Annotated in this window: 21 protein-coding genes and 1 pseudogene; 13 read left to right on the top strand and 9 right to left on the bottom strand. The window is 46.5% G+C overall.

The genetic code is table 11. The features are described 5' to 3' along the window. Nucleotides 1–43: 43 nt before the first annotated feature. A complete protein-coding gene (locus tag ACJB0T_RS05510; RefSeq protein ID WP_479292537.1) occupies nt 44–688 on the bottom strand; it encodes a hypothetical protein in 645 nt (214 codons plus the stop codon). A gap of 298 nt (nt 689–986) precedes the next feature. Between ACJB0T_RS05510 and ACJB0T_RS05505 the strand changes: the two genes are divergently transcribed. Together ACJB0T_RS05505 and ACJB0T_RS05500 are read left to right on the top strand one after the other, a co-directional pair. Continuing rightward, on the top strand, nt 987–2,357 hold the full coding sequence (locus tag ACJB0T_RS05505) for a YjiH family protein (RefSeq protein WP_479292535.1): 1,371 nt from the start codon (nt 987–989) through the stop codon (nt 2,355–2,357). 240 nt (nt 2,358–2,597) lie between these two features. Further along, nucleotides 2,598–3,761: pseudogene (locus tag ACJB0T_RS05500) on the top strand (conjugal transfer protein TraF). Nucleotides 3,762–3,840: 79 nt separating this feature from the next. Here ACJB0T_RS05500 and ACJB0T_RS05495 read toward each other — a convergent pair. Then, nucleotides 3,841–4,998: a carbohydrate porin gene (locus ACJB0T_RS05495; RefSeq protein WP_479292533.1), complete on the bottom strand. Its 1,158-nt coding sequence runs from the start codon at nt 4,996–4,998 to the stop codon at nt 3,841–3,843. Between the two features lie 620 nt (nt 4,999–5,618). Between ACJB0T_RS05495 and ACJB0T_RS05490 the strand changes: the two genes are divergently transcribed. Next, nucleotides 5,619–5,798, top strand: a complete 180-nt coding sequence (locus ACJB0T_RS05490) for a hypothetical protein (protein WP_479292532.1) — start codon at nt 5,619–5,621, stop codon at nt 5,796–5,798. Nucleotides 5,799–5,952: 154 nt separating this feature from the next. Here ACJB0T_RS05490 and ACJB0T_RS05485 read toward each other — a convergent pair whose 3' ends face one another. Continuing rightward, complete coding sequence (locus tag ACJB0T_RS05485; RefSeq protein WP_479292530.1) at nt 5,953–6,975, bottom strand: LacI family DNA-binding transcriptional regulator; 1,023 nt, start codon at nt 6,973–6,975, stop codon at nt 5,953–5,955. Nucleotides 6,976–7,158: 183 nt separating this feature from the next. Here ACJB0T_RS05485 and cscK point away from each other — a divergent pair, with 183 nt between their 5' ends. Beyond that, the gene (gene cscK, locus ACJB0T_RS05480; protein WP_479292528.1) at nt 7,159–8,079 is read left to right on the top strand and encodes a fructokinase; all 921 of its coding nucleotides are present in this window, start codon (nt 7,159–7,161) and stop codon (nt 8,077–8,079) included. A gap of 157 nt (nt 8,080–8,236) precedes the next feature. After that, a complete protein-coding gene (locus tag ACJB0T_RS05475; RefSeq protein WP_479292526.1) occupies nt 8,237–8,839 on the top strand; it encodes a 2OG-Fe(II) oxygenase in 603 nt (200 codons plus the stop codon). A gap of 51 nt (nt 8,840–8,890) precedes the next feature. Here the strand turns inward: ACJB0T_RS05475 and napH are convergent, their stop codons facing one another. The 4 genes from napH to ACJB0T_RS05455 all read right to left on the bottom strand — a co-directional run bounded on the left by napH (nt 8,891) and on the right by ACJB0T_RS05455 (nt 12,156). Next, the gene (gene napH, locus ACJB0T_RS05470) at nt 8,891–9,736 is read right to left on the bottom strand and encodes a quinol dehydrogenase ferredoxin subunit NapH (protein ID WP_479292524.1); all 846 of its coding nucleotides are present in this window, start codon (nt 9,734–9,736) and stop codon (nt 8,891–8,893) included. Continuing rightward, nucleotides 9,736–10,503: a ferredoxin-type protein NapG gene (gene napG, locus ACJB0T_RS05465; RefSeq protein ID WP_479292522.1), complete on the bottom strand. Its 768-nt coding sequence runs from the start codon at nt 10,501–10,503 to the stop codon at nt 9,736–9,738. The genes napH and napG overlap by 1 nt, the downstream gene beginning before the upstream one ends. Nucleotides 10,504–10,825: 322 nt before the next feature. Then, complete coding sequence (locus ACJB0T_RS05460) at nt 10,826–11,299, bottom strand: bactofilin family protein (protein WP_479292520.1); 474 nt, start codon at nt 11,297–11,299, stop codon at nt 10,826–10,828. Then, nucleotides 11,203–12,156, bottom strand: coding sequence for a M23 family metallopeptidase (locus tag ACJB0T_RS05455; protein WP_479292518.1), 954 nt, complete (start codon nt 12,154–12,156; stop codon nt 11,203–11,205). The genes ACJB0T_RS05460 and ACJB0T_RS05455 overlap by 97 nt, the downstream gene beginning before the upstream one ends. 472 nt (nt 12,157–12,628) lie before the next feature. On the opposite strand from ACJB0T_RS05455, the gene ACJB0T_RS05450 reads away from it, so the two are divergent. The 4 genes from ACJB0T_RS05450 to ACJB0T_RS05435 are packed head-to-tail and all read left to right on the top strand — an operon-like array spanning nt 12,629 to nt 16,512. After that, nucleotides 12,629–13,585, top strand: coding sequence for an HlyD family secretion protein (locus ACJB0T_RS05450; RefSeq protein ID WP_418642590.1), 957 nt, complete (start codon nt 12,629–12,631; stop codon nt 13,583–13,585). Beyond that, nucleotides 13,586–14,512, top strand: coding sequence for an ABC transporter ATP-binding protein (locus ACJB0T_RS05445; protein WP_479292515.1), 927 nt, complete (start codon nt 13,586–13,588; stop codon nt 14,510–14,512). It begins immediately after the preceding gene. Continuing rightward, nucleotides 14,509–15,609 (top strand): ABC transporter permease, encoded by a 1,101-nt coding sequence (locus tag ACJB0T_RS05440; RefSeq protein WP_353498819.1) that lies wholly within the window; start codon nt 14,509–14,511, stop codon nt 15,607–15,609. The genes ACJB0T_RS05445 and ACJB0T_RS05440 overlap by 4 nt, the downstream gene beginning before the upstream one ends. Nucleotides 15,610–15,642: 33 nt before the next feature. Then, nucleotides 15,643–16,512 (top strand): LysR family transcriptional regulator, encoded by an 870-nt coding sequence (locus ACJB0T_RS05435; protein ID WP_479292513.1) that lies wholly within the window; start codon nt 15,643–15,645, stop codon nt 16,510–16,512. 117 nt (nt 16,513–16,629) lie between these two features. Here ACJB0T_RS05435 and ACJB0T_RS05430 read toward each other — a convergent pair whose 3' ends face one another. Then, nucleotides 16,630–18,141: a CoA-acylating methylmalonate-semialdehyde dehydrogenase gene (locus ACJB0T_RS05430; protein ID WP_418642592.1), complete on the bottom strand. Its 1,512-nt coding sequence runs from the start codon at nt 18,139–18,141 to the stop codon at nt 16,630–16,632. A gap of 23 nt (nt 18,142–18,164) precedes the next feature. Beyond that, a complete protein-coding gene (locus tag ACJB0T_RS05425; RefSeq protein WP_479292511.1) occupies nt 18,165–20,072 on the bottom strand; it encodes a bifunctional 5-dehydro-2-deoxygluconokinase/5-dehydro-2-deoxyphosphogluconate aldolase in 1,908 nt (635 codons plus the stop codon). A gap of 529 nt (nt 20,073–20,601) precedes the next feature. Here ACJB0T_RS05425 and ACJB0T_RS05420 point away from each other — a divergent pair. The 4 genes from ACJB0T_RS05420 (at nt 20,602) to ACJB0T_RS05405 (ending at nt 25,382) form a co-directional block, all read left to right on the top strand. Further along, complete coding sequence (locus ACJB0T_RS05420) at nt 20,602–21,609, top strand: sugar ABC transporter substrate-binding protein (RefSeq protein ID WP_479292509.1); 1,008 nt, start codon at nt 20,602–20,604, stop codon at nt 21,607–21,609. Between the two features lie 62 nt (nt 21,610–21,671). After that, a complete protein-coding gene (locus ACJB0T_RS05415) occupies nt 21,672–23,165 on the top strand; it encodes a sugar ABC transporter ATP-binding protein (RefSeq protein ID WP_418642595.1) in 1,494 nt (497 codons plus the stop codon). A gap of 117 nt (nt 23,166–23,282) precedes the next feature. Continuing rightward, the gene (locus tag ACJB0T_RS05410; RefSeq protein WP_418642596.1) at nt 23,283–24,302 is read left to right on the top strand and encodes an ABC transporter permease; all 1,020 of its coding nucleotides are present in this window, start codon (nt 23,283–23,285) and stop codon (nt 24,300–24,302) included. Nucleotides 24,303–24,551: 249 nt separating this feature from the next. Next, complete coding sequence (locus ACJB0T_RS05405; RefSeq protein ID WP_479292507.1) at nt 24,552–25,382, top strand: MurR/RpiR family transcriptional regulator; 831 nt, start codon at nt 24,552–24,554, stop codon at nt 25,380–25,382. Nucleotides 25,383–25,446: the final 64 nt, after the last annotated feature.

The raw sequence follows: 25,446 nt of genomic DNA, 5'->3' as shown, positions 1-25,446 counted from the left end.
ATGATTTATCAAACCAATAAAAGTTCTTAAACCCATTATGAGATCACTCAACAAACGCTCTTGTACAACCGCTCCAGCTAAAGTCCTTCACTTCACAGATTAGACTATCTACTTCCGCTGGCACTTCAGCCATCGACTGCGCTTGACCGTGCTTGTTGAAGCGGAGCATCATGGTATCGTTACTACGTTGCAGTTCTATGATATCAATGCGATCTCCCGCTAGCTTGGCATCAGACAAAATCACTCGCTGGCGAGCCAAATCCCATTTGAACAGCCCCAGGTAATAGAAAACGCCAGAACCTTGATTACTGACAGCAAATGGAATCACCACAGCAGATAACGATTTATCGTTATAGACAGCCTGCTGATACGCATACAACAAATAGACGCTGCCGCGCTCCATGCCATCATCGTAGCTTCCTGCCGCAACTCGAGTATCTGGGTCAATGTCTGTCAGTAAGGAGAACGCGCTGGTCTCAGGCACTTGAATTGTCCAAGGGTTCGGTATTTGAAGACCCAATATTGCTTCAACAACAGGGTCTGCTTGTAAGTTTTGCTGCGAAGGGAATTTGGCAAGAATCTCCTCATCAGACAGGGAAAACCGATAGATACCCGCCACAATAACAACGGCGAGTAAACAAAGAGGGATCAACAGAATCAGGGGAATTGGGAGCTTCTTCCTAGGCATTGTTTTAATTCTCAATAGCTTATTCAATCATTACAGTTTAGCGCGTTCTTGAAAACGCCGAAAGCATCAATCCCCACTATACTTTGTGCATACTCATACCAACACTCACCATACATTCTATTGCGTATTATTGGTTGCTATAGAACCATATAGTGAATAATTACCCTTTAATGATGAATAGTATTGCCAGCATTCAAAAAAAAGAGTAATCTTGCGCTCAATGCACAAATATGGATGTTTAGTGAATAAATAGGCGCAGGACGTCGTCATTATTAACTAGTTGTAACACGAGAGAAAAATGCAAAATAGTGCTCAATCTGTGCCGCAAAGCGGCAAAAAAGGCAACTTCTGGATGTTCTTCATCCCGTCGTTAATCGGTCTATTCCTGTTTATGGCGCCCATCAGCTTCGATGGCGGCCTCACTATCCCAGTCGCGGTACTTGCTAAAGCACTACAAGCGGCTGTGGGTGACTTCATTGTTCCTTTGGTCACGGCAATCATCGCTGTAATGGCAGCAGCTTCCGTTTTATCACGCATTTTTAAGCCTGCTTTCATTACTAACAATGAATTTTTAAACGGTCTATTTAACCCAACACCAATGTGGCTTGCGGTTCGCGTTATCGGTGGTATGGCGGTACTAATGACCTACTTCCAAGTGGGTCCAGAAGCCATCTGGGAAGAAAACACTGGCGGTCTAGTATTGGAAGGCCTTCTGCCGACACTATTTGCCGTGTTCATTTTTGCTGGTCTTCTTCTGCCACTACTTTTGAACTTTGGCCTACTTGAGCTGTTTGGTGCGCTACTCAGCAAAATCATGCGCCCTGTGTTCAACTTACCGGGTCGCGGCGCTATCGACTGTATGGCTTCTTGGCTGGGTGACGGCAGCGTGGGTATCCTTTTAACGAGCAAGCAGTACGAAAGCAAATTCTACACCATGCGAGAAGCCGCAGTGATTGGTACGACATTCTCAGCGGTATCGATTACCTTTAGCTTGGTCGTCATTGCACAAGTTGAACTTGAGCACCTATTCTTACCTTTCTATGGCGCGATTTGTTTGGCGGGTATCGTAGCGGCAATCATTATCCCTCGTTTACCACCACTGCGTAACAAGAAAGACCTGTTTATCGATGGAACTAAACCATCAAAAGACGCAGAAGTAACACCAAAAGGCCACACAACCTTCTCTTGGGGTTTGGATCTAGCGCTACAACGTGCTGGTACAGTGACATCGGCTAAGTCTGTATTTGGTGAAGGCGTGAAGAACGCTGTCGACATGGTATTCGGCGTATTGCCTGTTGTAATGGGTCTGGGTACAGTCGCGCTTGTTATCGCGGAGTACACAACGGTGTTTGAGATTCTAGGCACGCCGTTTATTCCTTACCTAGAGTTGCTTGGCGTACCTGAAGCCGTAGCAGCTTCAAAAACCATGGTTGTTGGCTTTGCTGATATGTTCATTCCATCGATTCTAGCAGCATCAATTGATAACGAAATGACGCGTTTTGTGATTGCAGCTATGTCGGTAACTCAGCTTATCTACATGTCGGAAGTCGGTGCCCTGCTACTTGGTAGCCGCATCCCAGTGAATATTTTTGAGCTGTTCGCTATCTTTATTCTGCGTACGCTTATCACATTGCCTGTGATTGCTGGTGTCGCGCATTTGATCTTCTAAATCGCCAACCACTTTTTCTCTTGATGAGGCTCACCTTTTTAGGTGGGCCTTTTTTTTATTCCATAAAAACAAAATGATATGCCATTTGCTTTATATGAAAATCAATTATCATTTGCTCGGCTGTGAAGAACTCACAGCAATGCAGTGGCGTGCTCTTTGCAAAACTCCTGCAAGGAAGTACGTAAAGATAAGACTCATCGGATAATGAGTACTAATGCGAATGAATCGCAGGACATAATAATGAAAAACATCACTAAAGTGGCCGCCATCGTCTTGGCAGCAACCACTCCAACTATATCGAATGCAGCTAACAATATGATCGAAGCGCGCGGCGCCGCCATAGGTAACACTGGTGTAGCCTCAGCTGATTATTTAACGGCAGGCCTATACAATCCAGCGCTAACGGCTTCATACAAGGATAACGACGATGTCGGCCTTCTATTGCCTACCTTTGGCGCTAGCGGTCGCGATGCTGACGAAAGTATTTCTACGCTTGACGATCTACAATCGTTGATCGACGAGTACGAGAAAAACCCGTCAGGCGAACAAGCAAAGCTAATCGAAATCAACCGCCTACTTGATCAACTCGAAGGCAACAAGCCAACAACCGTAAGTGCCAACTTAGGTTTTGCGGTAGCGATTCCATCGAGCCTAGTATCTAGTAATCTCTACGCTCGTGGCTACGCAGAAGCGATTGCAGCGCCTTTAATTGAACCTAACCAAGGTGATACTCCTACAGATATTCAAAATCGCTACGAGAACTCTGAAGTTCAAATGCAAGCTTTTGCTAGTGCAGAGTTTGGCTTAGCACTAGGTAAGAACTTCACTCTAGCCAATCAAGACGTCTCGTTTGGTATCACACCTAAGTTCCAAAAGCTGCGTACGTACGCGCTCATCGCCAGCGTGCAAGACTTCGATGCTGACAATGCAGAAGATAGTATGGTGGAAAAGAGCGCTTTTAACTTCGATTTGGGCGCAGCGTAGCACTATAACAACTGGCGCCTTGGCCTATCGGTACGTGACCTCATTCAACAGGAGATTGATGTACAAACCTACGAAGGTACCAAGGTTGATACTTACAAGCTAAATCCAATGGCAACCATTGGTTCTGCATACAATGGCGAGTTCGTGACCGTTGCGGTCGACATTGAACTTACTAAGCAAGAGCGCTTTGCTAGCCTTAACGATGAAACTCAGTACCTACGTTTTGGTATCGAGGGCAATGCTTGGGACTGGGCACAGCTTCGCGCAGGTTATGAGATCGACATGCAAGACAACGCCGACAGTGCCATCACTGCAGGTATTGGTTTGAGTCCGTTTGATGTGGTAAGTCTTGATATTGCGGGCAACTACGCAGGTAGCAATCAATTGGGCGCATCTGCGAACTTAGCATTTATGTTTTAATTGCTAAGCAAATAGAAAAAACGGAGCGATGATCGCTCCGTTTATGTATTTGGCAGTTCTGTTCTAAACGGTTTGTCGATTAGAAGAAGTACTTGAAGCGTACACGAACGCCTGTGTCAGCGTTTTCTTCAAACACATCTTTAGTCACAGTTTGGTCATCAACCTTAGTATGGTAAGCACCTAGATAGATAGAGAAGTCATCAACTTCTAGAACGTCAGCAAATTCGTAAGATGCGTAAACTGTATCAACTTTCGCTTTACCTTCTGCGTAAGTCGTAATTTTCTTGTTTTCGTATTCGTTCGCTGCGTGAATGTAGCCAAGGCCAAAACCTTTGTATAGTGCGTTCACACCAACAGTCATGTTGTCTTCATCAACTGCATCCATGTAAGCGAAGTTCGCAATAAGGTTCCAGTCTGCTGTTGAGTAGTTTGCGGTCACGCCGTAACCTTTACGGTCAGAGATATCTACACCGTTTTCAGTAATAACTGCATCTTTAACTAGGTTTGCTTCCATGGAAGCTGCGATGCCGAAGTTACCTGCTTGATAGGCTACAACTGGACGCAGTAGCACAGAGTCTTTGTTGTTAACTACTTTTTCACCATGGTAAGTCACATCACCGTTGAACGCATTCTGACCAAACAGAACAGAACGGTCACCGATCATTGAAGATACTTCTAGGTAGACGTTACCAAAATTTTGGCTGTACATTAGCTGACCGTCTGAGCCACGACCACGACCTTCTTTCATTTGGTAGACGTACGCTGCGCCGTCCATGTAAAGGTCGTTAGCCGTATCACCTGAGTACTCAAGGAAAGTATCTTGACCTACAGGGAACATATCGAACGCTTCGAAACGACCCATACGCAGATTCCAGCCATCTTGTGCACCGAATGCGAACCATGCATCATCAAGGTTTACTTGACCATCGCTACCCATCAGAGGTTGCACGTTTACCTGAAATACGTGACCAGACTCAGTGTAACGCTCACCAGAAAACTCAAGTAGGATACGACCAGTTTGGTTGAACTCGTTAGAAGTTTCTGAAGAACCAGGAATAACCGAGCCGTTAGCATCACGCTTGTGGTTTTCGATGTTCTCAAAGTTGAAGTCAAACTCAACGTCACCACCGATAGAGAAGTTACCCGTCTCGTTATCTACGATGTTGATGCCAGCGTTTGCACCCATAGCAGTAGAAACCAAAACTGCAGCTAGCGATAGCTTGAATGTATTTTTCATTATTAACCCCAGGGATTGTAATTAACTATTTTTTTATATTTAAAAGCTTTCTGTTTGTAGCGAATGAGAAGGGATGAACCCAGCACCTCATTCACACGTCACATCAAACAAAAACTTGAAATCATTTATCGAATGAACGAGGGCAATTTTGGGCAAAATCATTCACACCATCAATCCTAATAAGTTAAAAATGCCTATCTAAATCACGTTTTTAGAAAAATATAAATATCACTATTAATCAATAACTTATATATAAATAAACATCCATTTACCTTTTAAAACATTTATTGATTCAATTTATATGAACTTTAATTGAATTAACGGTCTTACAGTGATGCCTGTCACAATTACAGATTAATAAAAGTATTAATTAGCTGTTTAAATTACAGACAAAAGATGTAGTAAGAATGTAACGCTTATTCGACATGTCTGAATGACTACGGGTAAGTAACAAGTTGTATAGATGTTCATCCACCAATAAGAACTCGCAACCACACCTCATGATGTAATCCTCTCGACCATGTCGTGGTCAGAGGAGGCGTATCAAACCGCAAATAAACTTGCTATTAGGCGCATATGGTCTAGGATAACAATATAAAAGTAATTGAGGAGTGAGTCGCATGAATCAAACGTTGGAGAAGGACATTGTTGACGCCATTCATCATTTAGATACTAACCAGCTTAGAGACGTCAAATTGTTTGTTGAACGCTTATCGAGCGAGAAACAGATTGAAGACTTGGTCACTGAAGAAGAGCTGGATATGCTCCTCAAAGTCAGCGCGAGTAAGCAGCGCTGTTAGACATAGTGTTTTACCGCTCTCCAAATTGTAGATAAAACAAAGGCCAGCAGTGCTGGCCTTTGTTTTTTGTGACAATGTCACAAATATAATACGTCGTAGATAACCTGAGTTTGGTTTGGTACGTTTAGCGCATAGAAAGTGATTGCCGTGCGTTTTAGTCCATACGACACAAACGTCTCCGGTTATGAATGTGAGCAGGGATACTCATCTTGCTTTTATAGTCCTTATTAGACAGCGTCTTTTGCAAGCAATCAAACGTCTTCGCCGCCAACTGTTGGCAATCTTGTTCGATAGAGTCGATTTTCAGTGGCAAGCAATCGAGAACGGAATAGTTATCAAAGGTGGCGAGTCGCAACGGCTGCCGAGCAGCTTCCGTCATAAGATCATGCTCATTTAAATACCTAAGTACACCTTCTAATAAAGAGTAGGATCCTGTAAACAGTGCTGCCGGAAGCCGACCTAGATGTTCAACACAGCTTCGCATCATCTCATAACCACTTTGAGGCTGATAATCTTGATTGAAGACGAGTTCAGGTTGCAACATCAGTCCAGCGTCTTCAACAGCGTCAACGAAGCCTTGATAACGCTCTCTGCTAGGAGACAAAGAGATCTGCCCGCCGATAAACGCACATTCAGACACATCTTTAACCAATGCAGACACAATAATTTTGGTAGAGTCATAGGCATCCGTCGTGATCTCACTATAGCGCTCAGACTCCAGCTCCCGGTCAAAAAATACTACAGGGGTATCTTTGATATGACTTTGATAATAGTCATCGCTATCTAAGCATGAGGCCACCATCATGCCATCGACTTGGCGTCCAACAAGATTCGCCACCGCCTTTTTCTCCTGCAAAGGGTCGTCATCGGTAGAAGCAATTAAAAGCTGATAACCCGCGTTTAAGCACAACTGTTCCAGTGCTTTCGCAATCGTAGCGAAACCCATATTGGTAAAGTCTGGAATCACCAAGCCAAACGTTTGAGTCTTTTTCGACTTGAGCGCTCTGGCATAAACACTGGGCGAATAGTTATGCTCCTCGACGACACGCAGCACGCGTGCCACCGTCTCTTTATTAATGCGGTGTTTTTCTGCATGCCCATTCAGCACAAAACTGACGGTCGATTTAGAGACCTCTGCCAATTGTGCGATATCGGCCAATTTTAGCTTTTTGCTCATCGCGTTCTACTTATGCTTCCTGCTTGTTGCGTCTTATTAAAGTGAAGATCTTCAGTGCGGATCGCGATCGTGCTTGAGATCACAATTTTTAGCGCCGCTATCGTGGTGTCTATTAAAACACATTCTCTTTGCTAAATCGATTTAGTAAACTAAAAACAAATCGAATAGTACAGGAAATTTGTTATGAGTAAGGTTTGGGTAACTGGCGATGCCGTTGTAGATTTGATTCCTGATACGGACACGACGTATCTAAAATGTCCCGGCGGCGCTCCTGCAAACGTCGCTGTTGCGATCGCTCGACTCGGTGGTGAGACCGGCTTTTTTGGTCGTGTTGGCCAAGATCCACTTGGTCGCTTCATGAAGCAAACACTTAGTGCAGAGAAAGTGAATACTGACTTTATGCTATTGGATGATGCCCAGCGCACGTCAACGGTTATCGTTGATCTTGATGAATCAGGCGAGCGCAGCTTCACCTTTATGGTTAAGCCTAGTGCCGACCAATTTATGCAAGTAAGCGACATTCCTGAGTTTAGCGCAGGCGAGTGGCTGCACGTTTGCTCTATCGCTCTTGCTAATGAGCCAAGCCGCAGCGCGACGCTAGAAGCGATGAAACGCATTAAGCAAGCAGGCGGCTTTGTCAGTTTCGATCCAAACCTTCGCGATGAAGTATGGGGCGACCAAAGCCTTATCAAGCCTGTGTGTCAGCAAGCAATTGCCCTGGCCGATGTGGTTAAGTTCTCAGACGATGAACTGATGTTCCTAACTGAAACCGACAACCTTGACGCCGGCATTGCAGCGCTTGGTAAATACAACAATACGCTTGTGCTCATTACTCAAGGTGCAAAAGGTGTATTGGTTATTCGTGACAATGAGCAACAGCTCATTGCCGGCACGCCAGTCAAGCCGGTTGATACCACAGGTGCAGGCGATGCTTTTGTGGGCGGCCTGCTAACTCGCTTATCTAAAACCGCAGATTGGATCAATGATGAAACAATCGTTGATGCAGTTCGCTGGGCAAACGGCTGCGGCGCTTTAGCGACAACGCAAAAAGGCGCGATGACCGCACTACCAAGTGAACAAGCCCTTTTCGATTACATTCAGTAATTTTATGCCCCTTGCTGCGGTAAGGGGCGACTTCTTGCCTGTTATACCCTACCCCTTCTCGACCAAGCGTTATCGTCACGATAAACAACCTAAATTGAAGCATGCTATCTATTTCTTTATAAAGCGCCCTCCCTGTTTCTAACAACGATGGTGCATCATGCAAACACTGATCGACAATCTGACCCAACATGGCTATTACATTTGGGATGACTTTCTCTCTGCCGAGCAAGTTTCAGCTCTCAAAGAGTGCTTACCTGAAGAGTGGAACAAAGCGCGTATTGGTCGTAATGATGATGTGATGCGTGAAAGTGCCATTCGCAGTGACAAGATCTGTTGGCTTTCACCTGATTTTGGCGATCCGGTAGGGCAATTTCTTAGCAAGATGGAAATCATTCGCCAAACCGCTAACCAACACTTTTTCTTGGGGCTATTTGAGTATGAAGCACATTTCGCCAAATATGAGAAAGGCGATTTCTACCAAAAGCATCTTGATTGCTTCCGTGGCAACGAGAACCGCCGCCTGACGACCGTGTTTTACATGAATGATGAGTGGACAGACGAAGACGGCGGCGACTTAGTGGTTTACGATCTTGATGACAATGAAATCACTCGCATCAAGCCTAAATCCGGCCGTTTGTTTGTGTTCTTCTCAGAAATGTTCCCTCACGAAGTTCTGCCTACACAACGCGAGCGCTTTAGTATCGCTGGTTGGTTTCGAATTAATGGTGTGAAAGACAACGTTCTTGATATTGCCCGCTAATATCGATAGCGACGACTAGATTAATAGGCCAGCGTCAATAGCTGGCTTTCATTAATCCGCGTTAGGCCGAACTGTAAACTCAAGGACTTTCGGCACACAAACATCAATGCAGCGCCCGCAACTAATACAGTCCTGACTCATCACTCGCTTATCACCCGACTTTAGTGGCTGTCTAAGTACATCCGGTTCAGGACAAACATGGTAACAATCCATACACTTGGTGCACGCTTCGCGGCGGGTTGCTTTGATACGAATCGGGCTCTTACGGCCAATAACGCCATAAGTTGCTCCCAGCGGACACAGATGACCACACCAGCCATGTTCAACCAGCACTAAGTCCAGTAAAAACACCAACGCAATAAGGATCCAACCGGCACCTATCCCAAATACCAATCCACGATGCAATGTCGCGACAGGATCCACCCAAGCCCAAAGCAGCGATCCCGATACCGCACTCCCTATCAAGATCACGGGGATCAACCAATAACGTATTGTTGGAGACCACTTAAAGCTGGTTTTGAGATTCAGCTTACGGCGCAGCCACGCCGCCATATCCGTGACAATATTTAATGGACACACCCAAGCACAAAACGCACGAGGCGCGAGCAACGCATAAAAAACCACAACGAGAGTGACACCAATTAAAGCATTCACCTCTGGCCAACGTCCGGTAGCCAAGGTTTGTAGAACCAATAGAGGGTCACTCAGCGGGACAGTACCTAACAGCATGCTAGACGACAAGTTGCCCTGTAAAATGCCCCACGTAGGCCCCATCATAAACAGACCAACGATGGAGAGCTGACACAACCTACGTAGAATCAGAAATCGATGAGAACGCCACCAGCCAAGTTCACGGATAGCGTCATTACCAGCATCTTTAGCGAGATTCTTAGCCATTATTTTCTCCCATCATTGATGCGGATATGTTCCGTTGGCGCAATTTCCGGTGTTTTAGGGAAGTTCCCGTCACGCAGCTCAACCTGCTCTTCCCAGCCAAGCTGATAATGATTCCCCATGTAACCCTTAGCAAGTTCAATCGGAACCACTTTGATAACAGGTACCTCAGTCACGCAGGCTTGCTCACATTTACCACAACCCGTGCAAGCATCAGAATGAACGGTAGGTATGAACATCGCATGATAACCGGTGCGCTGGTTACGGATTGGCTCAAGCGTGATCGCTTTGTCAATAAGAGGACAAACGCGATAACACACATCGCAGCGAAGCCCTTGCCAGTTGAGGCACTCCTCATGGTCAATCAGCACCGCAAGTCCCATACGCGAGTCATCAATATTGGTCAGTGCATGGTCTAATGCGCCACTTGGGCAAGCTACGACGCAGGGGATGTCCTCACACATTTCGCAAGGAATATCGCGAGCGGTAAAATATGGCGTTCCAGAAGCAACTGGGGAGAGCAATGTGGCGAGTTTCAGTGTGTCATAAGGACAAGCCTGAACACACAGGCCGCACCGTAAACACGCTTGGTCAAACTGATTGCCTTCCAATGCACCGGGCGGGCGAATAGGCACGCCACCACTGGTTTTGGCTTGTCCTTGTTTGGATTGAAGTCCTAATACGGTCGCGGCTGCGCCGACACCGACCGCGGTTCGAGCGGCGTCCCGAAGAAATCGACGTCGACTCTGTGAAGTTCTCTCTCGTGACATATACTCCGCCTTATCAGTGATGAATAAATGGCATAAGGCTACCCCATAAAATTAATGGGAATTCTGTCATTTGGAATAGTGCTTTATGGTTATACCCAAGCTCGCTTGATTTTAGTCAAGAAAGAACGGTTACTCAGATCACATTACGGCATTTTAGGCCCGCCTAGCGATCGCACCAACACAAAGTGACAGTGTCACTTTGTGGGGTAGCGCTGACATCCTACATCCAAGTATAGCGTATGCGGTATGACGGAAAGGTCGTTAAAAAAGGTGGAGTTTGCGCCTCGAAAAGACTCGAGACGCTTTAAGGGTATCGAAGAGGTTAAGCCGTTTTTACCGCTTTAGCGGCTGGCTTTGATGCTGCTTGGAGTGACTCTTTCGACGTATTAGACGGAGCTTTCACTTCTTTTCTGGCTTGATCTGTCAAAGTCACCACTTCTTTCTCTGGAAGCTCAGCCGTTTCTCCGAAGAACTTGCCACCCGGTTCGATGCTTAAATGATTGCTCCACACTTTACCCTTTACACGGCCATTCGCCAGAATTTGGATTTGCTCCGCGTGGCAGTCACCCTCGAGTATGCCGTTAACAATCAGTTGTTTCGCATATACTTCGCCTTTGACTCGACCGGACTCAGCCACCACCATGACACCCTCAATGTGCAACTGGCCTTCGACAATACCATCGACTTGTATGTCGTTTTCTAGTTTGAGTTTTCCGCTAATAACACAGCCTTTGGCGATGAGAGTTGAAGCTGCTGAGCGACTCTTTGTTCCACTGTTTTTACTAAAGATTCCCATCGTATTGCTCGCTCCTTTTTAAAGATATCTTCGAAATCGTTTACGCCCCACTCCACGAACGGCTTAGGGTCAAGTGCTCGCCCAACAAAGCGAACTTCATAATGCAAATGTGGACCCGATGACAGGCCACTGTTACCAGAAATGGCAATGAGCTCTCCCTTACGGACGAACTGTCCCGGGCGAACTTTAAAGCCCTTTAAGTGGGAGTATGAACTGGAGAAACCGAACGAATGCTGCAACCTAAGAAAGTTACCCGACCCTTTCTTACTGCGTCTTGTCACTTCAACCACGCCATCCGCTGGCGCGTAAATTTTTGTGCCAGTATTGACCACAAAGTCCATACCTCGGTGCATTTTTAGTTTGCCCGTCACCGGGTGCTTTCGCTTACCAAACTGTGACGAGATGCGCTCTTTACCCACCGGTGAACCACTTGGGATCTGGTTGAGCATCGTCATACGCACGTTAGAGTGAATCGCCGCTACATCAAGTCTTGAATCTAAGTCGATATTCTCTGGTGAGTCGGCTACGCCCAATACCTTTTCCAAATCTGCTAGGCGCTCTGACACTAGGCTAATTCGCTCTTCACGCTCAGAGAGATCTTGTTGCAATGTCTGCTTAAGATCTTGCAGGTTGGCCAACTCGTCCCCAAGCGTTTGTGATTCACTGGCAAGCTCCGCCTGCTTTAACTCCGCGTAATCCACCACCTGATACAAGTGCTGAATAAGTAGCACGGCCCCTAGCACTAACACCAGCCCGATCCCCGCCAAGCTCTTTAAGCTGCGACGCATCGATTTACTTAGCTGCCAGTGGGAGGAGCCATTAATCGTTGAAATTGAGATTGTGAGTTGATCTTTCATGATAGTGCAGTGTTCCATAACGCGGTGGCAGCCTTTGCCGTGTTCCTAATTGATAATCTACGAAATCCCTATATCAGGTACTAGTCAGAAGCGGCAAAAGAGTGTCAATACGTGATGTGGTTTCAGACAATTTAGAAAAAACTATATTACGTTTAACAACCAGTTAAAAACATCCGCAACAAATTCTTCTGCCTATGTCGTAGTAAAATTCACAATCGCTGGCGTTGTGATCATAATGGCAGTGTAGATTATCGAAAATACAATCAATATTCTGGACTCACGATATAGACACTGTTAACACGCTCGCTCTGCAGTATCGCATAGCAAGATAAGTACAAAATTAATCGAAAGAAATCTATCCAGTCACCGAATCGCTAAAAAGCGACTTGACTTCATAACTTGATGAAATTCAGCTAGAAAATAGCCAACACCCTTCTAATATTGATAGTAGATCTCCATAGAAGGGTTGGGTATGAAACGTTCACTGCTAATCATTATTCCACTAGTCTTAGCTCTCCTTGGCTGCCAAAACGATGACAACGGCAAGGCATTAGGCACACTGGAAAGAGATCGTATTTCTTTTTCTTCCACAGCTAATGAGATCATTCGTGAGCTCCCCGTAAGAGAGGGAACCCGTGTCAAAACTGGTGATGTACTTGTCCGCCTTGATACTAAACGCCAAGAAGCCGTGCTAGCGCATGCCATCGCCGAAGAGGCTAAAGCTAGCGCTTACTTACTGCGTCTAACCAATGGTGAAAGACCGGAAGACATTGCTGCCGCCAAAGCGCAAGTCGATATGGCAGAAGCAAAACTCACCGAAGCTCAGAAAAACTATTCCCGCGCCTCTGAGCTAGTACGAAAAAAACTCGCCAGCCAATCGCAAAAAGACCAAGCGGTCGCCAGCCGTGATACTGCCAGAGCCGAGTTAAACTCTGCCAATGAGGAATTTTCCAAACTCACCGCAGGCTCTAGACCCGAAGATATTACTCAAGCAGAAGCCGCGCTTGCCGCCGCTAAAGCCGATGTTGCTTTACAAACTCAACAGCTTGATGAGTTAACTATTACTGCCACTCGAGATGGCATCTTAGATAGCCTGCCGTATAACCTAGGCGAACGTGTTTCCGTTGGGGCGTTTGTTGCAGTGGTGCTCGCAGATCGTATCCCTTATGCCCGAGTCTATGTTCCTTCTTCTGTGCGCGTAAAGTTCGTTCCTGGACTGCAAGTTGATGTACACGTTGACGGTCTCGATGAGGTGTTAACTGGCAGCGTGCGCTGGGTGGCTGCCGACCCTTCGTTCACGCCTTACTATGCCCTCACAGAAGACGAACGCTCTCGACTTATGTATTTGGCCGAAATTGACCTTCCTGCAAGTGCAGAAAGCCTGCCGACTGGCGTCCCTGCTCAAGTCGACTTGCAAGGACTCAAATAGATGACAGACATTGCAGTAACAGCGACCAACTTGGTCAAAAAGTTTGGTGACTTTACCGCCATCAACGGAATTAACCTCTCTGTGCCTAAAGGCAGTATCTACGGGTTTTTAGGGCCAAACGGATGCGGTAAATCCACGACAATTCGCATGCTCACAGGTTTGCTAAAACCCACCGAAGGTGAGGTCAATGTGCTCGGCTTACAGATCCCCGAACAATCTGAAGCACTCAGGCTTAAAATTGGCTACATGACGCAAAAATTCTCTCTCTATGATGATTTGACCGTTCTTGAAAACCTTCAGTTCATAGGCCAGATATTTGGCTTAGATAGGGCTTTGCTGAAACAGCGAATCGCCGAGCAGATGACCATCTATGGGCTCACTAACCTCCAAAAGCAGCGAGTCGGCGGCATGAGCGGAGGACAAAAGCAGCGACTTTCTCTCGCTTGTGCCACCATGCATCGCCCCGAGTTGTTGTTTTTAGATGAGCCCACATCCGCCGTTGATCCTGAGAATCGTCGCGACTTTTGGGAACAGCTGTTTGATCTAAGTGATCAAGGCACCACGATACTGGTCACCACTCACTACATGGATGAAGCCGAGCGCTGTCATCGCTTAGCCATTATGGAATCCGGTGAGATGCGCGCCGATGGCGAACCAGAAACCCTAATGAACAACATGGGTGTCAACATCATTGAAGTAAAAGCCTCGAATCTTAGAGCGTTAAAAGAACGCCTCATTGCATGCCCAGAAGTACGCTCTGCCGCTCAGCTTGGTATTCGACTGCGTGTACTCATCTACCAGCAAGTTACCGATCCCATTAAGTGGCTCATTAACACATTTCCCGAGCTAGAAAATTGCGAACTCACACCAGCAAGAGCTAGCCTCGAAGATGTCTTTGTCTCTGTCACAGGAGAAGGCCGACAATGAAAAGTTTCACTCGTATGAGCGCCATTATGGTGAAAGAGATCCGCCAGCTTTCACGCGATCGCATCACCTTTGGCATGGTGATTATGATCCCACTCATTCAGCTTATTCTGTTTGGCTTTGCCATGAACACGGACGTCCGCAATATACCGGTTGCTATCGTGGATAAAAGTGAGTCAGCGCCTGGTCGGGTGATTGTAGAAGCCGTCAAAGTCACTCAAGTGGTGAATGTCAAAGCTCAATACGCCACCGTAAAGGAAGCAGAAACGGCGATTAGAGAAGGCGTCGTGCGCGCCGCATTAATATTACCAACCAACCTAACCCAGCGTATCACGCACCAAGAAACACTTGGGCAGTGGCTTGTGGATGGTTCTGATACCATGGTAAGTGCAGCCTTACTCTCACTGCAAACTATGCCGATAGCGGAGTTTGCTATCGCAGGGTATCAGCCCAACCAAACCAAAACTTTTGAAGCAACCTTGCTGTATAATCCCAGCCAGCGCTCTGCGGTCAACATCGTGCCTGGTCTGCTTGGGGTGATATTGACCATGACCATGATCCTGTTTACCAGCGCGGCCATCGTGCGCGAACGAGAGCGGGGCAACTTAGAGCTACTTATCACCACGCCGATCCATTCGCTTGAATTGATGATTGGCAAAATCGTGCCCTATATCTTCATCGGTCTTATCCAAATTTTCATTATTTTAGGCTTGGGCTACCTCATTTTCAGCGTTCCCATTAATGGGCAAATCAGCCAGATACTACTCGGTAGCTTACTGTTTATTGCCGCTAGCCTCACCTTAGGGCTGGTGATTTCAACCATCGCTCAGACCCAGCTACAAGCGATGCAAATGACCGTGTTTATTCTGCTTCCCTCCATTCTACTCTCTGGCTTTATGTTCCCCTACGAAGCCATGCCCACTGCCGCTCAGTGGATTGCAGAAGCTTTACCGGCCACTCACTTTATGCGCATGATTCGAGGGATTATTTTACGCGGTGCTGATTTAGCAGACGTATGGCGAGATACACTTTGGCTGGCTGGATTTACCTTCATCGGTATTGTTGTGGCTGCGCTAAGATTTAAGAAGAACTTGGACTAATGACTCTCAACAGAGCTAACGCAAGGAAGCGAGATGACAACAAGTAATCAAAGTGGAAAAGCTAACGGGAAAAAGTTTGACCTCAACTTGCTACGGGTCTTTGTCTCTACTTTCGAAACCCAATCGGTGACCAAGTCTGCTGAGCAATTAGATCTCACTCAATCATCGGTAAGCAATGCGCTAGCTCGACTAAAAGAATCAGTGGGAAGTGAACTGTTTACTCGCACAGGCCGAGGAATTAAACCCACCCGTTTTGCAGTAGAACTATACGAGCACGTTCAAGAGCACATCTTGGGTATCGACAAAGTGCTTGAGGGACTAGCAAATTTCGACCCAAATTCTAGCCGACGCCGTTTTGTTATCTATTGTCATGAAGCCGCATTGCTCCGGCTGCACAAGAATATGCATGCACTCGACAGTTACCCCAACATCAGTCTTGTGCTCAAAGAACTCCCTCCAAATGACGCACGCATATACGAAGACCTGCGGATGGAGAAGGTCGACTTAGTGATTGATGTCGCTCCGTCAGACCGCCGTGTGTTCCAGTCTAAACTCCTTCACAGTGACGGATTAGTTTGCATTACTAGCGCCGATCACCCGAGATTGGAAAACGGAAAGATGACCAAACAACACTACATGGATGAGAGCCACGTACTTCTCAATATCCGCCGTGATAACCTTACATTCGTAGAATGGTTGGTGAGCGACATACTTCCTCCCAGACGTATATTTAGCCAACATTCGTCACTACTGGGCATGCTACCTTCCGTATCGCAATCCCAAGCGTTGGCGGTTGTGCCGGAAACGCTGTTCCTTCAATACGGGGATATGTTTAAACTTCAATCGCACCCGTTTCCTTTTGAAACAAAAAACCTTCGACTCTTACATGGTGTGGCCAACTAAAATGGCGCGTAACTCAGCGCTCATTTGGTTGAGAGAGTTCCTGGAAGCTCAGCTCAAGAGCTCAAAATAGATTAAGGCCGTTTTTCAACGGCCTTTTGTAAGCGAATATCCAGAGACTTACTCCATCGTCGGCATCGAAAACGCGCCGCGGTGCTGTTCTAAACGAACACTAGCAGGCCAGCGACTGGTGACGGTTTTCATTTTGGTATAAAAACGAACGCCATCTTTGCCGTGAACATTGAGTGGGCCGAAGACTGAGCGTTTCCAACCACCAAAGCTATGGAACGCCATAGGTACCGGAATAGGTACATTGATGCCAACCATACCCGCTTGCACATCTTCGCTAAACTGGCGCGCTGTTTCACCATCGCGAGTGAAGATAGCGGTGCCGTTGCCAAACTCATGTTGGTTGATAAGCTCCAGGGCAGTGTCGTAATCACTAACCCGAACAACGGCCAAGACAGGTCCAAAAATTTCTTCTTGGTAAACGGTCATCTCTGGCGTCACGTTGTCGATAAGTGTTGGGCCGACAAAATAGCCCGTCTCATAACCAGACACTGAAAAGTCTCGACCATCTATCACAATGTTAGCCCCTTGCTCCTGTCCGCTCGCGATATAATCACAGATTTTCTGCTTATGCTGGGCGGAGATCACTGGCCCCATGTCGTTTTCTTGGCCTTCAACTAAGCCTGATCCCACACGCATCTGGGCGATCTTGGTTGTAAGCGCATCGACAAGTTTATCCGCGATATCATCTCCAACCGCGACAGCGACGGACAGCGCCATGCAGCGTTCACCCGCCGCTCCAAAAGCAGCACCCATTATCGCATTCACCGCCATATCAAGATCGGTATCAGGCATTAACACGCAGTGATTTTTAGCACCGCCCAAAGCTTGGCAGCGCTTGCCATGGGCTGAAGCCGTAGCATAGATGTACTCTGCTATTGGCGTTGATCCTACAAAGCTCACTGCATCTACCGCTGGCGAAGTAAGCAAGGTGTCTACCACCGTTTTATCACCGTTGATCACGTTGAACACGCCATCAGGCAACCCAGCTTCTTTTAAGAGCTGCGCAAGCAGAAGGGCTGTGGAAGGATCTTTTTCTGACGGTTTCAAAATAAATGTATTTCCCGTCGCTAAGGCTATTGGAAACATCCACATCGGCACCATAGCGGGAAAGTTAAACGGAGTAATGCCAACGCATACACCAACAGGCTGCATTAACGAGTGGCTATCTACGCCAGTACCCACGTTGGCTGAATGCTCCCCTTTTTGTAGGTGAGGAATACCGCACGCAAACTCAACCACCTCTAAGCCACGCGTTACCTCGCCTACCGCATCTGAATAGACTTTCCCGTGCTCCGTTGAAATCAATCGTGCTAGCTTATCCATATTGCTCTCAAGGAGAGACTTAAACTGAAACATCACTCTCGCTCGTTTCAAAGGGGAGGTTTTTGACCATGTGGAGAATGCTCGTTTGGCAACGTTGATAGCCTCATTTGCTTCTTGCGGCGTACTCAATACAACCTGTTTAATCTGTTCTCCAGTCGCAGGGTTGTAGACAGGCGCAAAGCGCTCACTGTCACTTGAAACGATTTGACCTGCGATATAGTTTTGAACGGTTTCCATATGTACTCCAAATTCTCTTTAAGTTAAGCCGTGTGCTTCCAAGCTGAAACGAGCGTGTGATAGCGTTGCTTGATTTCTGTTTTAAAGGCTTCATTAGTAATAAGTTCAGCTAACCACTGCTTAGATGCTTCGCCGAATATGGTTCGACCGACAGCAAATCCTTTGACCAGCGAACAGCCTTGAGCCTGAGCAAAACCGTCGATTAGTTCATCCTGAGGCGCATCTAATCCCAATAACACCACACCATGACAATGTGGGTCTTGATGATTAACCACCCGCTCCAACTGTTCCCACATCGGTGTCTTCAAAGGTGGCAGTTTCCACCAGTCTGGCTTGATACCGATGTCGTAGAGGCGCTGAATTGCGTCAATATAGTGGACTTGGTCTTGCGACAAAGATTTAGGAAGAATGACTTCAAGCAGCAATTCATGACCAAACTGACAGCACGCTTGATAGACCTCTGACAGCGTACTTTCTTGTTGAGTCTTTAAATCTTGCTCATCATCTGGGTGATAGAACACCAGACACTTTACAATGTGCTCTTGCGGCCACGTCGCAAGTTGCCCACCGATGTTGCCGTGCTCCAGTTCCAATGGCCTTGAACCCGGCTGTTCAATTGGTCGCCCTATCCACCACCCTTTGCCTGTCGCTTGGTTAAGTGCAGCTTGACCATAAGTGCTATCGCATAGCAGTCCAGCTTGCCCCTGCAGCTCGAGTTCGTTAACGGATTCTTGATAAGCTTCTAGAATCAATTGTTTCAGCACTGATACTCGGGATACATCAGTACCGAGGTCCTGCGCCATCTGCTCAAATTGACTTCGATGATCAAAGGCCAAAATACAGAGATCACCCCAAGACCTATCTCTTGTGGTAACTCGATGTAAATGGTTTAGCTTGGGGTCGAGATCAGGGCGAGGGACTGACTCTGCGCGAGATAAGTAATCATCCAGCTCCTCCTTACTTGGCATCGCCGGCGCGCAGCCATGACGGGAAACAACAAGGGCACCACACGAATTCGCGTAGTCACACGCTTGCTGCCAACCCTCATCATTGAGATATCCGCGCAATAATCCCGACATAAAAGCATCACCCGCGCCCAGTACATTAAGCACGTCAACTCGAACGCCAGTTGCGTTAATGGCGCCGTCAAGGTCGCTCGGAATTTGTGAGTCATAGACCGAACACCCTAAAGCGCCACGCTTACAAACAAGGGCTGCATCCGTTACTTTACGAACACCGTTGAGGGCTTGTAACGTATCAGTTGAACCACCAGCAATATGGAACTCTTCTTCAGTGCCAACGATCAAATCAAACAAACCGAGCACTTCCTGCATTTGCTCTGTCACTGCACCCGATTCGATAAAACGTGTTTCACCATCTCCCAAAGAGGTTAATCCCCACAATACCGGTCGATAATCGATGTCTAACGCGGTTCTTACTCCATGTTTTCGTGCATAGTGAAGTGCCGTTAGTACTGCGTCTCGGGTTTGCGGATTCGATAGGTGTGTCCCTGTAATCGCAAGGCAACGTGCAGAAGCAATGTAATCTTCATCGACATCTTCTGCGGTAATGGCCATATCGGCGCAGTTATCACGATAGAAAATCAGAGGGAAGGTCTCCTCGTCTTTAATACCGAGAATCACCATCGCTGTTAGCCGCTCTTTATCGGTAATAAGATAACTGGTATCGACCCCTAGTCTCTGTAGCTCTTCTCGAAGAAATCGCCCCATATGCTCATCACCTACTCGAGCTAGCATCGAAGACTTTAGGCCTTGCCTAGCCGTACCATAGGCAACGTTTCCCGAGGAACCGCCAAGATACTTAGCGAAACTGGTCATATCTTCAAGACGAGCACCGATTTGCTGACCATAGAAGTCAACGGCTACCCTACCCATACAGATCACATCAAACATCTTTTGCAGCTGCCTCATTACGTTATCTCCTCCAAGAATGGAATGAAACATTTATTTCATTTAATTATAAAGTGAAATTAGAATGAAAAACCGTGACCTGTGGCTACTTTTCATACTAACCTTCACATAAATGCCGACAAAAACGCCATTTTCGATAATTATTTTTCATATACCTTAATTCTTTTTTCAGTTAAACACGATCTTCAAGGCTCTTCTAATTACTTTTTTAAAACACCCATTTCAAAACATTAAAAACGAATAAAAACAAATACTTAACTGCCAAATTAAAAATAACCCCAAATTCCAAGTGAGATCAGAGTAACACTTTTAACAATTACGCCACATTTGCAGTGGTGATAATTTAAACATCGAATTATAGTTGACCACCAACAGGTTTTAGAAAATATTTTTCAAACTATTTTTGAGCTACTGTTCATTAAAAATCAGATCGAATACTGAATAAATGCTCTATAGATTTCATCAAATAACGAAATGAAACGTTCATATTTATCGACAGATAGGTGTGATGGATACCAAGGAGGCATTTATGCCAACGAAGAAACAAGGGATTACTATGTTGCTGGATAGATTGTTAATACTCGCGTCAAACACAAAAGCACTGCTTAAAGGAACACTATTAGTTCTTGGGCTTATTGTTCTTACCGCGTGTGGTCAAGAAGAGAAAAAAGAAGATGTAACTCGTATTGGTGTCGCCATTCCTAACTTTGACGATACTTTCTTGGTCTACATGAAAGATGCGATGGACACCTACGCGAAACAGTTTGACGGCAAAGTCGAACTTACTTTTGTTGACGCTAAGGAAGACGCTGCCAAACAGTTAGGGCAAGTCGAAAACTTCATCGTGCAACAAATGGACGCCATTATTTTGGTACCAGTCAATACAGATGCGACCCAACCACTGACTGACCGAATCATTAAAGCCGGTATTGAGTTAGTTTACCTCAACCGTCGCCCAGATTACCTGCCTGATAGTGTCTACTACGTGGGCTCAGAGGAGCTTAAGTTTGGTGAAACACAGGCTCAATACATTGTTGATTCTGTCGATGGTGGCAACGTCGCAATCCTAATGGGTATGCTGACGCATGAAGCAGCCATCATGCGTACCAAAGGTGTGGAAGACTTCCTATCAGACAACCCAAATTTCAACGTGGTTAGAAAGCAAACCGGTTTATGGCAGCGCTCACAAGGCATGACGGTAATGGAGAACTGGCTAAATTCAGGTGACAAATTGGATGTCATCGTAGCAAACAATGACGATATGGCACTTGGCGCGATTCAAGCACTGCGTGCCGCAGGCAAGCTTGACGATATCGTTGTAGTGGGTGTCGATGCAACACCTGATGGTTTGGTCGCAGTGAAAGATGGCGCATTGAGCGCGACAGTGTTCCAAGATGGTGGCAGCCAAGCGCGTGGAGCCATTGATGCAGCCGTCGATGCAGTTAACGGCAAACAACACCAACAAGTCACATGGATACCTGCAGAGCTTGTAACTCAAAGCAACCTCGAAGCGTTTAAAGCGAAGCAAGAAGGTTAACCACCCTCGCTCCGTATTCTCCCCCTCTAACGAATACGGAGCTTTTTTGGAGTAGTAATAGTATGAGCCAAGTCCTACTAGAAATGCGTGGTATCACCAAAACCTTTCCTGGTGTAAAAGCGCTCGACAACGTGCAGCTCACTTTAAAACAAGGCCGAGTAATGGCGTTGATGGGTGAAAATGGCGCGGGTAAATCGACATTAATGAAAGTGATGTTTGGTATCTATCAAAGAGACAGCGGTACCATTCGTTACAAAGGAGAGAACGTTGAATTTCAAGGAGCAAAAGCAGCCTTAGAAGCCGGAATTTCAATGATCCATCAGGAGCTTTCTCCAATTTTGCATCGCAGTATTGCCGAGAACATTTGGCTAGGAAGAGAACCTGTAAAAGGTCCATTACGCCTTATTGATCACGCAAAAATGTATCACGACACCACCGAGCTATTGAGTAAGTTGGATCTCAAACTGGATCCTAGAACTCCGATGAGCGAGCTCACCGTAGCGACCATGCAAATGGTGGAAATAGCCAAAGCTATCTCGTATCAATCAGAGATCATCATCATGGACGAACCCACTTCTGCCCTAACCGACAAAGAAGTGGATCACCTATTTGAAATCATTGAAATGCTCAAGTCTCGTGGCTGTGCCATCGTGTATATCAGCCACAAGATGGATGAGATTTTCAAAATCTGCGACGACATCACTGTCTTTCGTGATGGCTGCTTTGTGGGTGAACGCGAGGCCAAACTCACCAACAATGAAGAGTTAGTGCAGATGATGGTCGGCCGAGATCTCGGAGATGTCTTCCCACCAGCTACCGCAAAACCAGGCAAGACTCGACTAGAAGTTGAAAACCTCAGTGTTGAAGGTGCATTTAACAACATCAACTTTAAGCTGCACGAAGGTGAGATTTTAGGTATTGCCGGTCTTGTTGGTGCTGGGCGAACAGAATTAATCGAAACCCTGTTTGGCGTTCGACAAAAAGACACTGGGACTATCCGCATTAATGGGGATACGGTCGAAATCAACTCGCCGCAAGATGCGATAAGCCACAAGATGGCATTTTTAACCGAAGATCGACGTCACTCAGGGCTCTACCTTATGCTGGATATCTTCGCCAATACTTCTATCGCTCATTTGGACGCTTACCGAAACAAAGTCGTGAATGTTCTCGATGTCCGCAAGATGAAGCAAGACAGCCAAACACATTGCGAAAAGTTGAAAGTCAAAACGCCAGGTATGTACGAAATGATCGACAACCTCAGTGGAGGCAATCAACAAAAAGTGTTACTTGCTCGATGGATGCTCACGAAACCGGACATTCTATTCCTCGATGAACCGACGCGCGGAATCGATGTGGGTGCGAAATCAGAAATATACAAACTCATGCGCCTACTGACGGGCATGGGCAAAAGTTTGGTCATGATCTCCTCCGAACTCCCCGAAGTCATGGGCATGAGTGACCGCATCTTGGTGATGCACGAAGGCAAGCTAAAAGGCCATATCGAAGGGTCGGACGCCACACAACAGAAAATTATGTCGATGGCGCTCAATTGACCATAGGGCTTTTCTAACTTTAGAGCTCAATTGAACAAAGACCCCCCAACATTTTAAACCACCTCGAGTCTAGAAAATCCAGGCTTGTGGCTGAGTAGTAACTCAAGGAATGCAGTTATGATTGCTAAACTGATCAAAGCGACCTCCGCGGAAGGTCAAGCTCCAACCAATTTCAAACGAATGATTTCCAAGTATGCGATATACGTGGTGTTTGTCGTGATGTGTATTGTCATGTCCATCCTATCACCCGTATTCCTTTCGGTCGCTAACCTATTGAATGTGATGACACAAATGGCCAGTATCGGCCTTCTTGCACTGGGTGTGACCATCATCATTATTACCCGAGGCATTGATTTATCATCAGGATCCGTGCTGGCTGTTGCCGCGGTGGTCTCAGCCAGTATGGCGCAAACTATCGATTGGTCGATGCGTATGTATCCTGCCATGCCTGAGTTGCCGGTTATCGTCCCTATCATTGCGGCGCTGGCCGTCGGCGCCTTATGTGGCTATATTAACGGCGCACTGATTGCTTACACCGGTATCCCTCCATTCATTGCGACGCTGGGAATGATGATCGTCGCTCGCGGTGCAGCACTACTCTATTCTGATGGCCGCCCTGTCAGTAGCCTTATCGATTCTTACCAATGGATTGGCCAAGGTAGCGTTCTCGGTATTCCGGTACCTGTCATCATCTTCGCCGTCATGGCCTTTGTCTCCTATGTGCTTTTAAACTATACCCGATTTGGTAAGTACGCTTACGCTATTGGCGGTAATGAAACCGCAGCCTACGTTTCAGGTATCAACGTCAAGCGCTATAAAATCTTGGTTTACACCTACGCCGGTTTATTAGCAGGTATCTCAGCACTTATCTTGGCAGCGCGAATCAACTCTGGACAGCCTGGCCTCGGCATCATGTATGAGCTCGATGCTATCGCGGCAGCGACAGTCGGTGGGGTTTCTCACGCAGGCGGCATTGGTACTATTCAAGGTACGATTGTCGGCACCATGATCATGGGTGTGCTGCAAAATGGACTCGACCTACTCAACGTCTCTGCTTATTGGCAACAAGTCGTGAAGGGCTTAGTTATCATCTTTGCGGTCATGTTTGATATGAAACGTCACAAGAAGAGCAAATAACAGCCCCAATAATTCACTTTGAGTAGGGTACGAGGCGACTCTCTTGCCTTGAGTAGTTAGATACCTTGGATTTCTGGTTACCTTGGATACCTTAGAATCGTCGCACTCGGTTTGGCTCATCGCGCCTTTTAATAAGGCGCGTTTTTCGTTCTAGTGAGCCCTCCCTGTTTTGAAACAAATATTTCAAACCAAACGCAAATCAGGTATTTTATAAACACTAACTTTTAGTTTTGGCTTTCGGAGAACTCTATGATTTTGGCCGCGACATTAAGTGAATTACAAGAACAAATACGACTCGAGTATTCTGGGTTAAGTAAGCGTCTTCAACAAGTTGCGAAGTACGTGCTAGATAACCCCAATGATATCGCTTTGGAAACCGTCGCCGTCATCGCCCAGAAAGCCGAAGTCCCACCATCGACTTTGATTCGATTTGCCAGCGCTTTTGGGTTTAGCGGTTTCAATGAAATGAAACAGCTATTTCGCAATAAAATCGTCGAGGAAACGTCAAGCTATACGGATCGTGCTAGGATCCATAAACAGCTGCACACAGAACCGCTTACCCCAGAAAGTCCAAGGCAGATACTGCAAGAATTTGCTAACGCCAACTCACAAGCTATGAGTTTTCTTGCGACTCATACCTCTGAAGAAGATCTTAACAGCGCTATCGATATACTCGAGAGCTGCGACAACATTTATCTGATTGGTCTTAGACGCTCATTCAGTGTCGCCTCCTATTTCACATACGCCCTCAGACACTTGAACAAGCGGGCATTTTTAATCGATGGCCTTGGCGGCATGTATGAAGAACAATTGAGCATGATAGGCGCGAACGACGCGATTGTGGCAATAAGCTTCAGCCCCTACGCCAACGAGACTGTGGCACTGAGTGAAGTAGCGTCCAAAGCGGGTGCCAAGCAAATCGTCATTACCGATAGCCAAGTCAGCCCGCTGACCGCGTTTAGTGATGTGAGCTTTGTAATTAAAGAAGCCAAAGTCGACGCCTTTCGTTCGCAATCAGCCTCACTATGTTTGGTTCAAAGTCTCGCTGTTTCTATGGCGATAAATAGTAAACACAAATAAAAAAACAGCGCCCTATTTAGGCGCTGTTTTTTATTGTTCCTTTATCTTGTTGCTCAGTTAACTC

Source organism: Vibrio sp. CB1-5 (genome assembly GCF_059412285.1).
The sequence above is the reverse complement of the archived record's forward strand: the minus strand, read 5'-3'. Positions and strand labels throughout refer to the sequence as shown.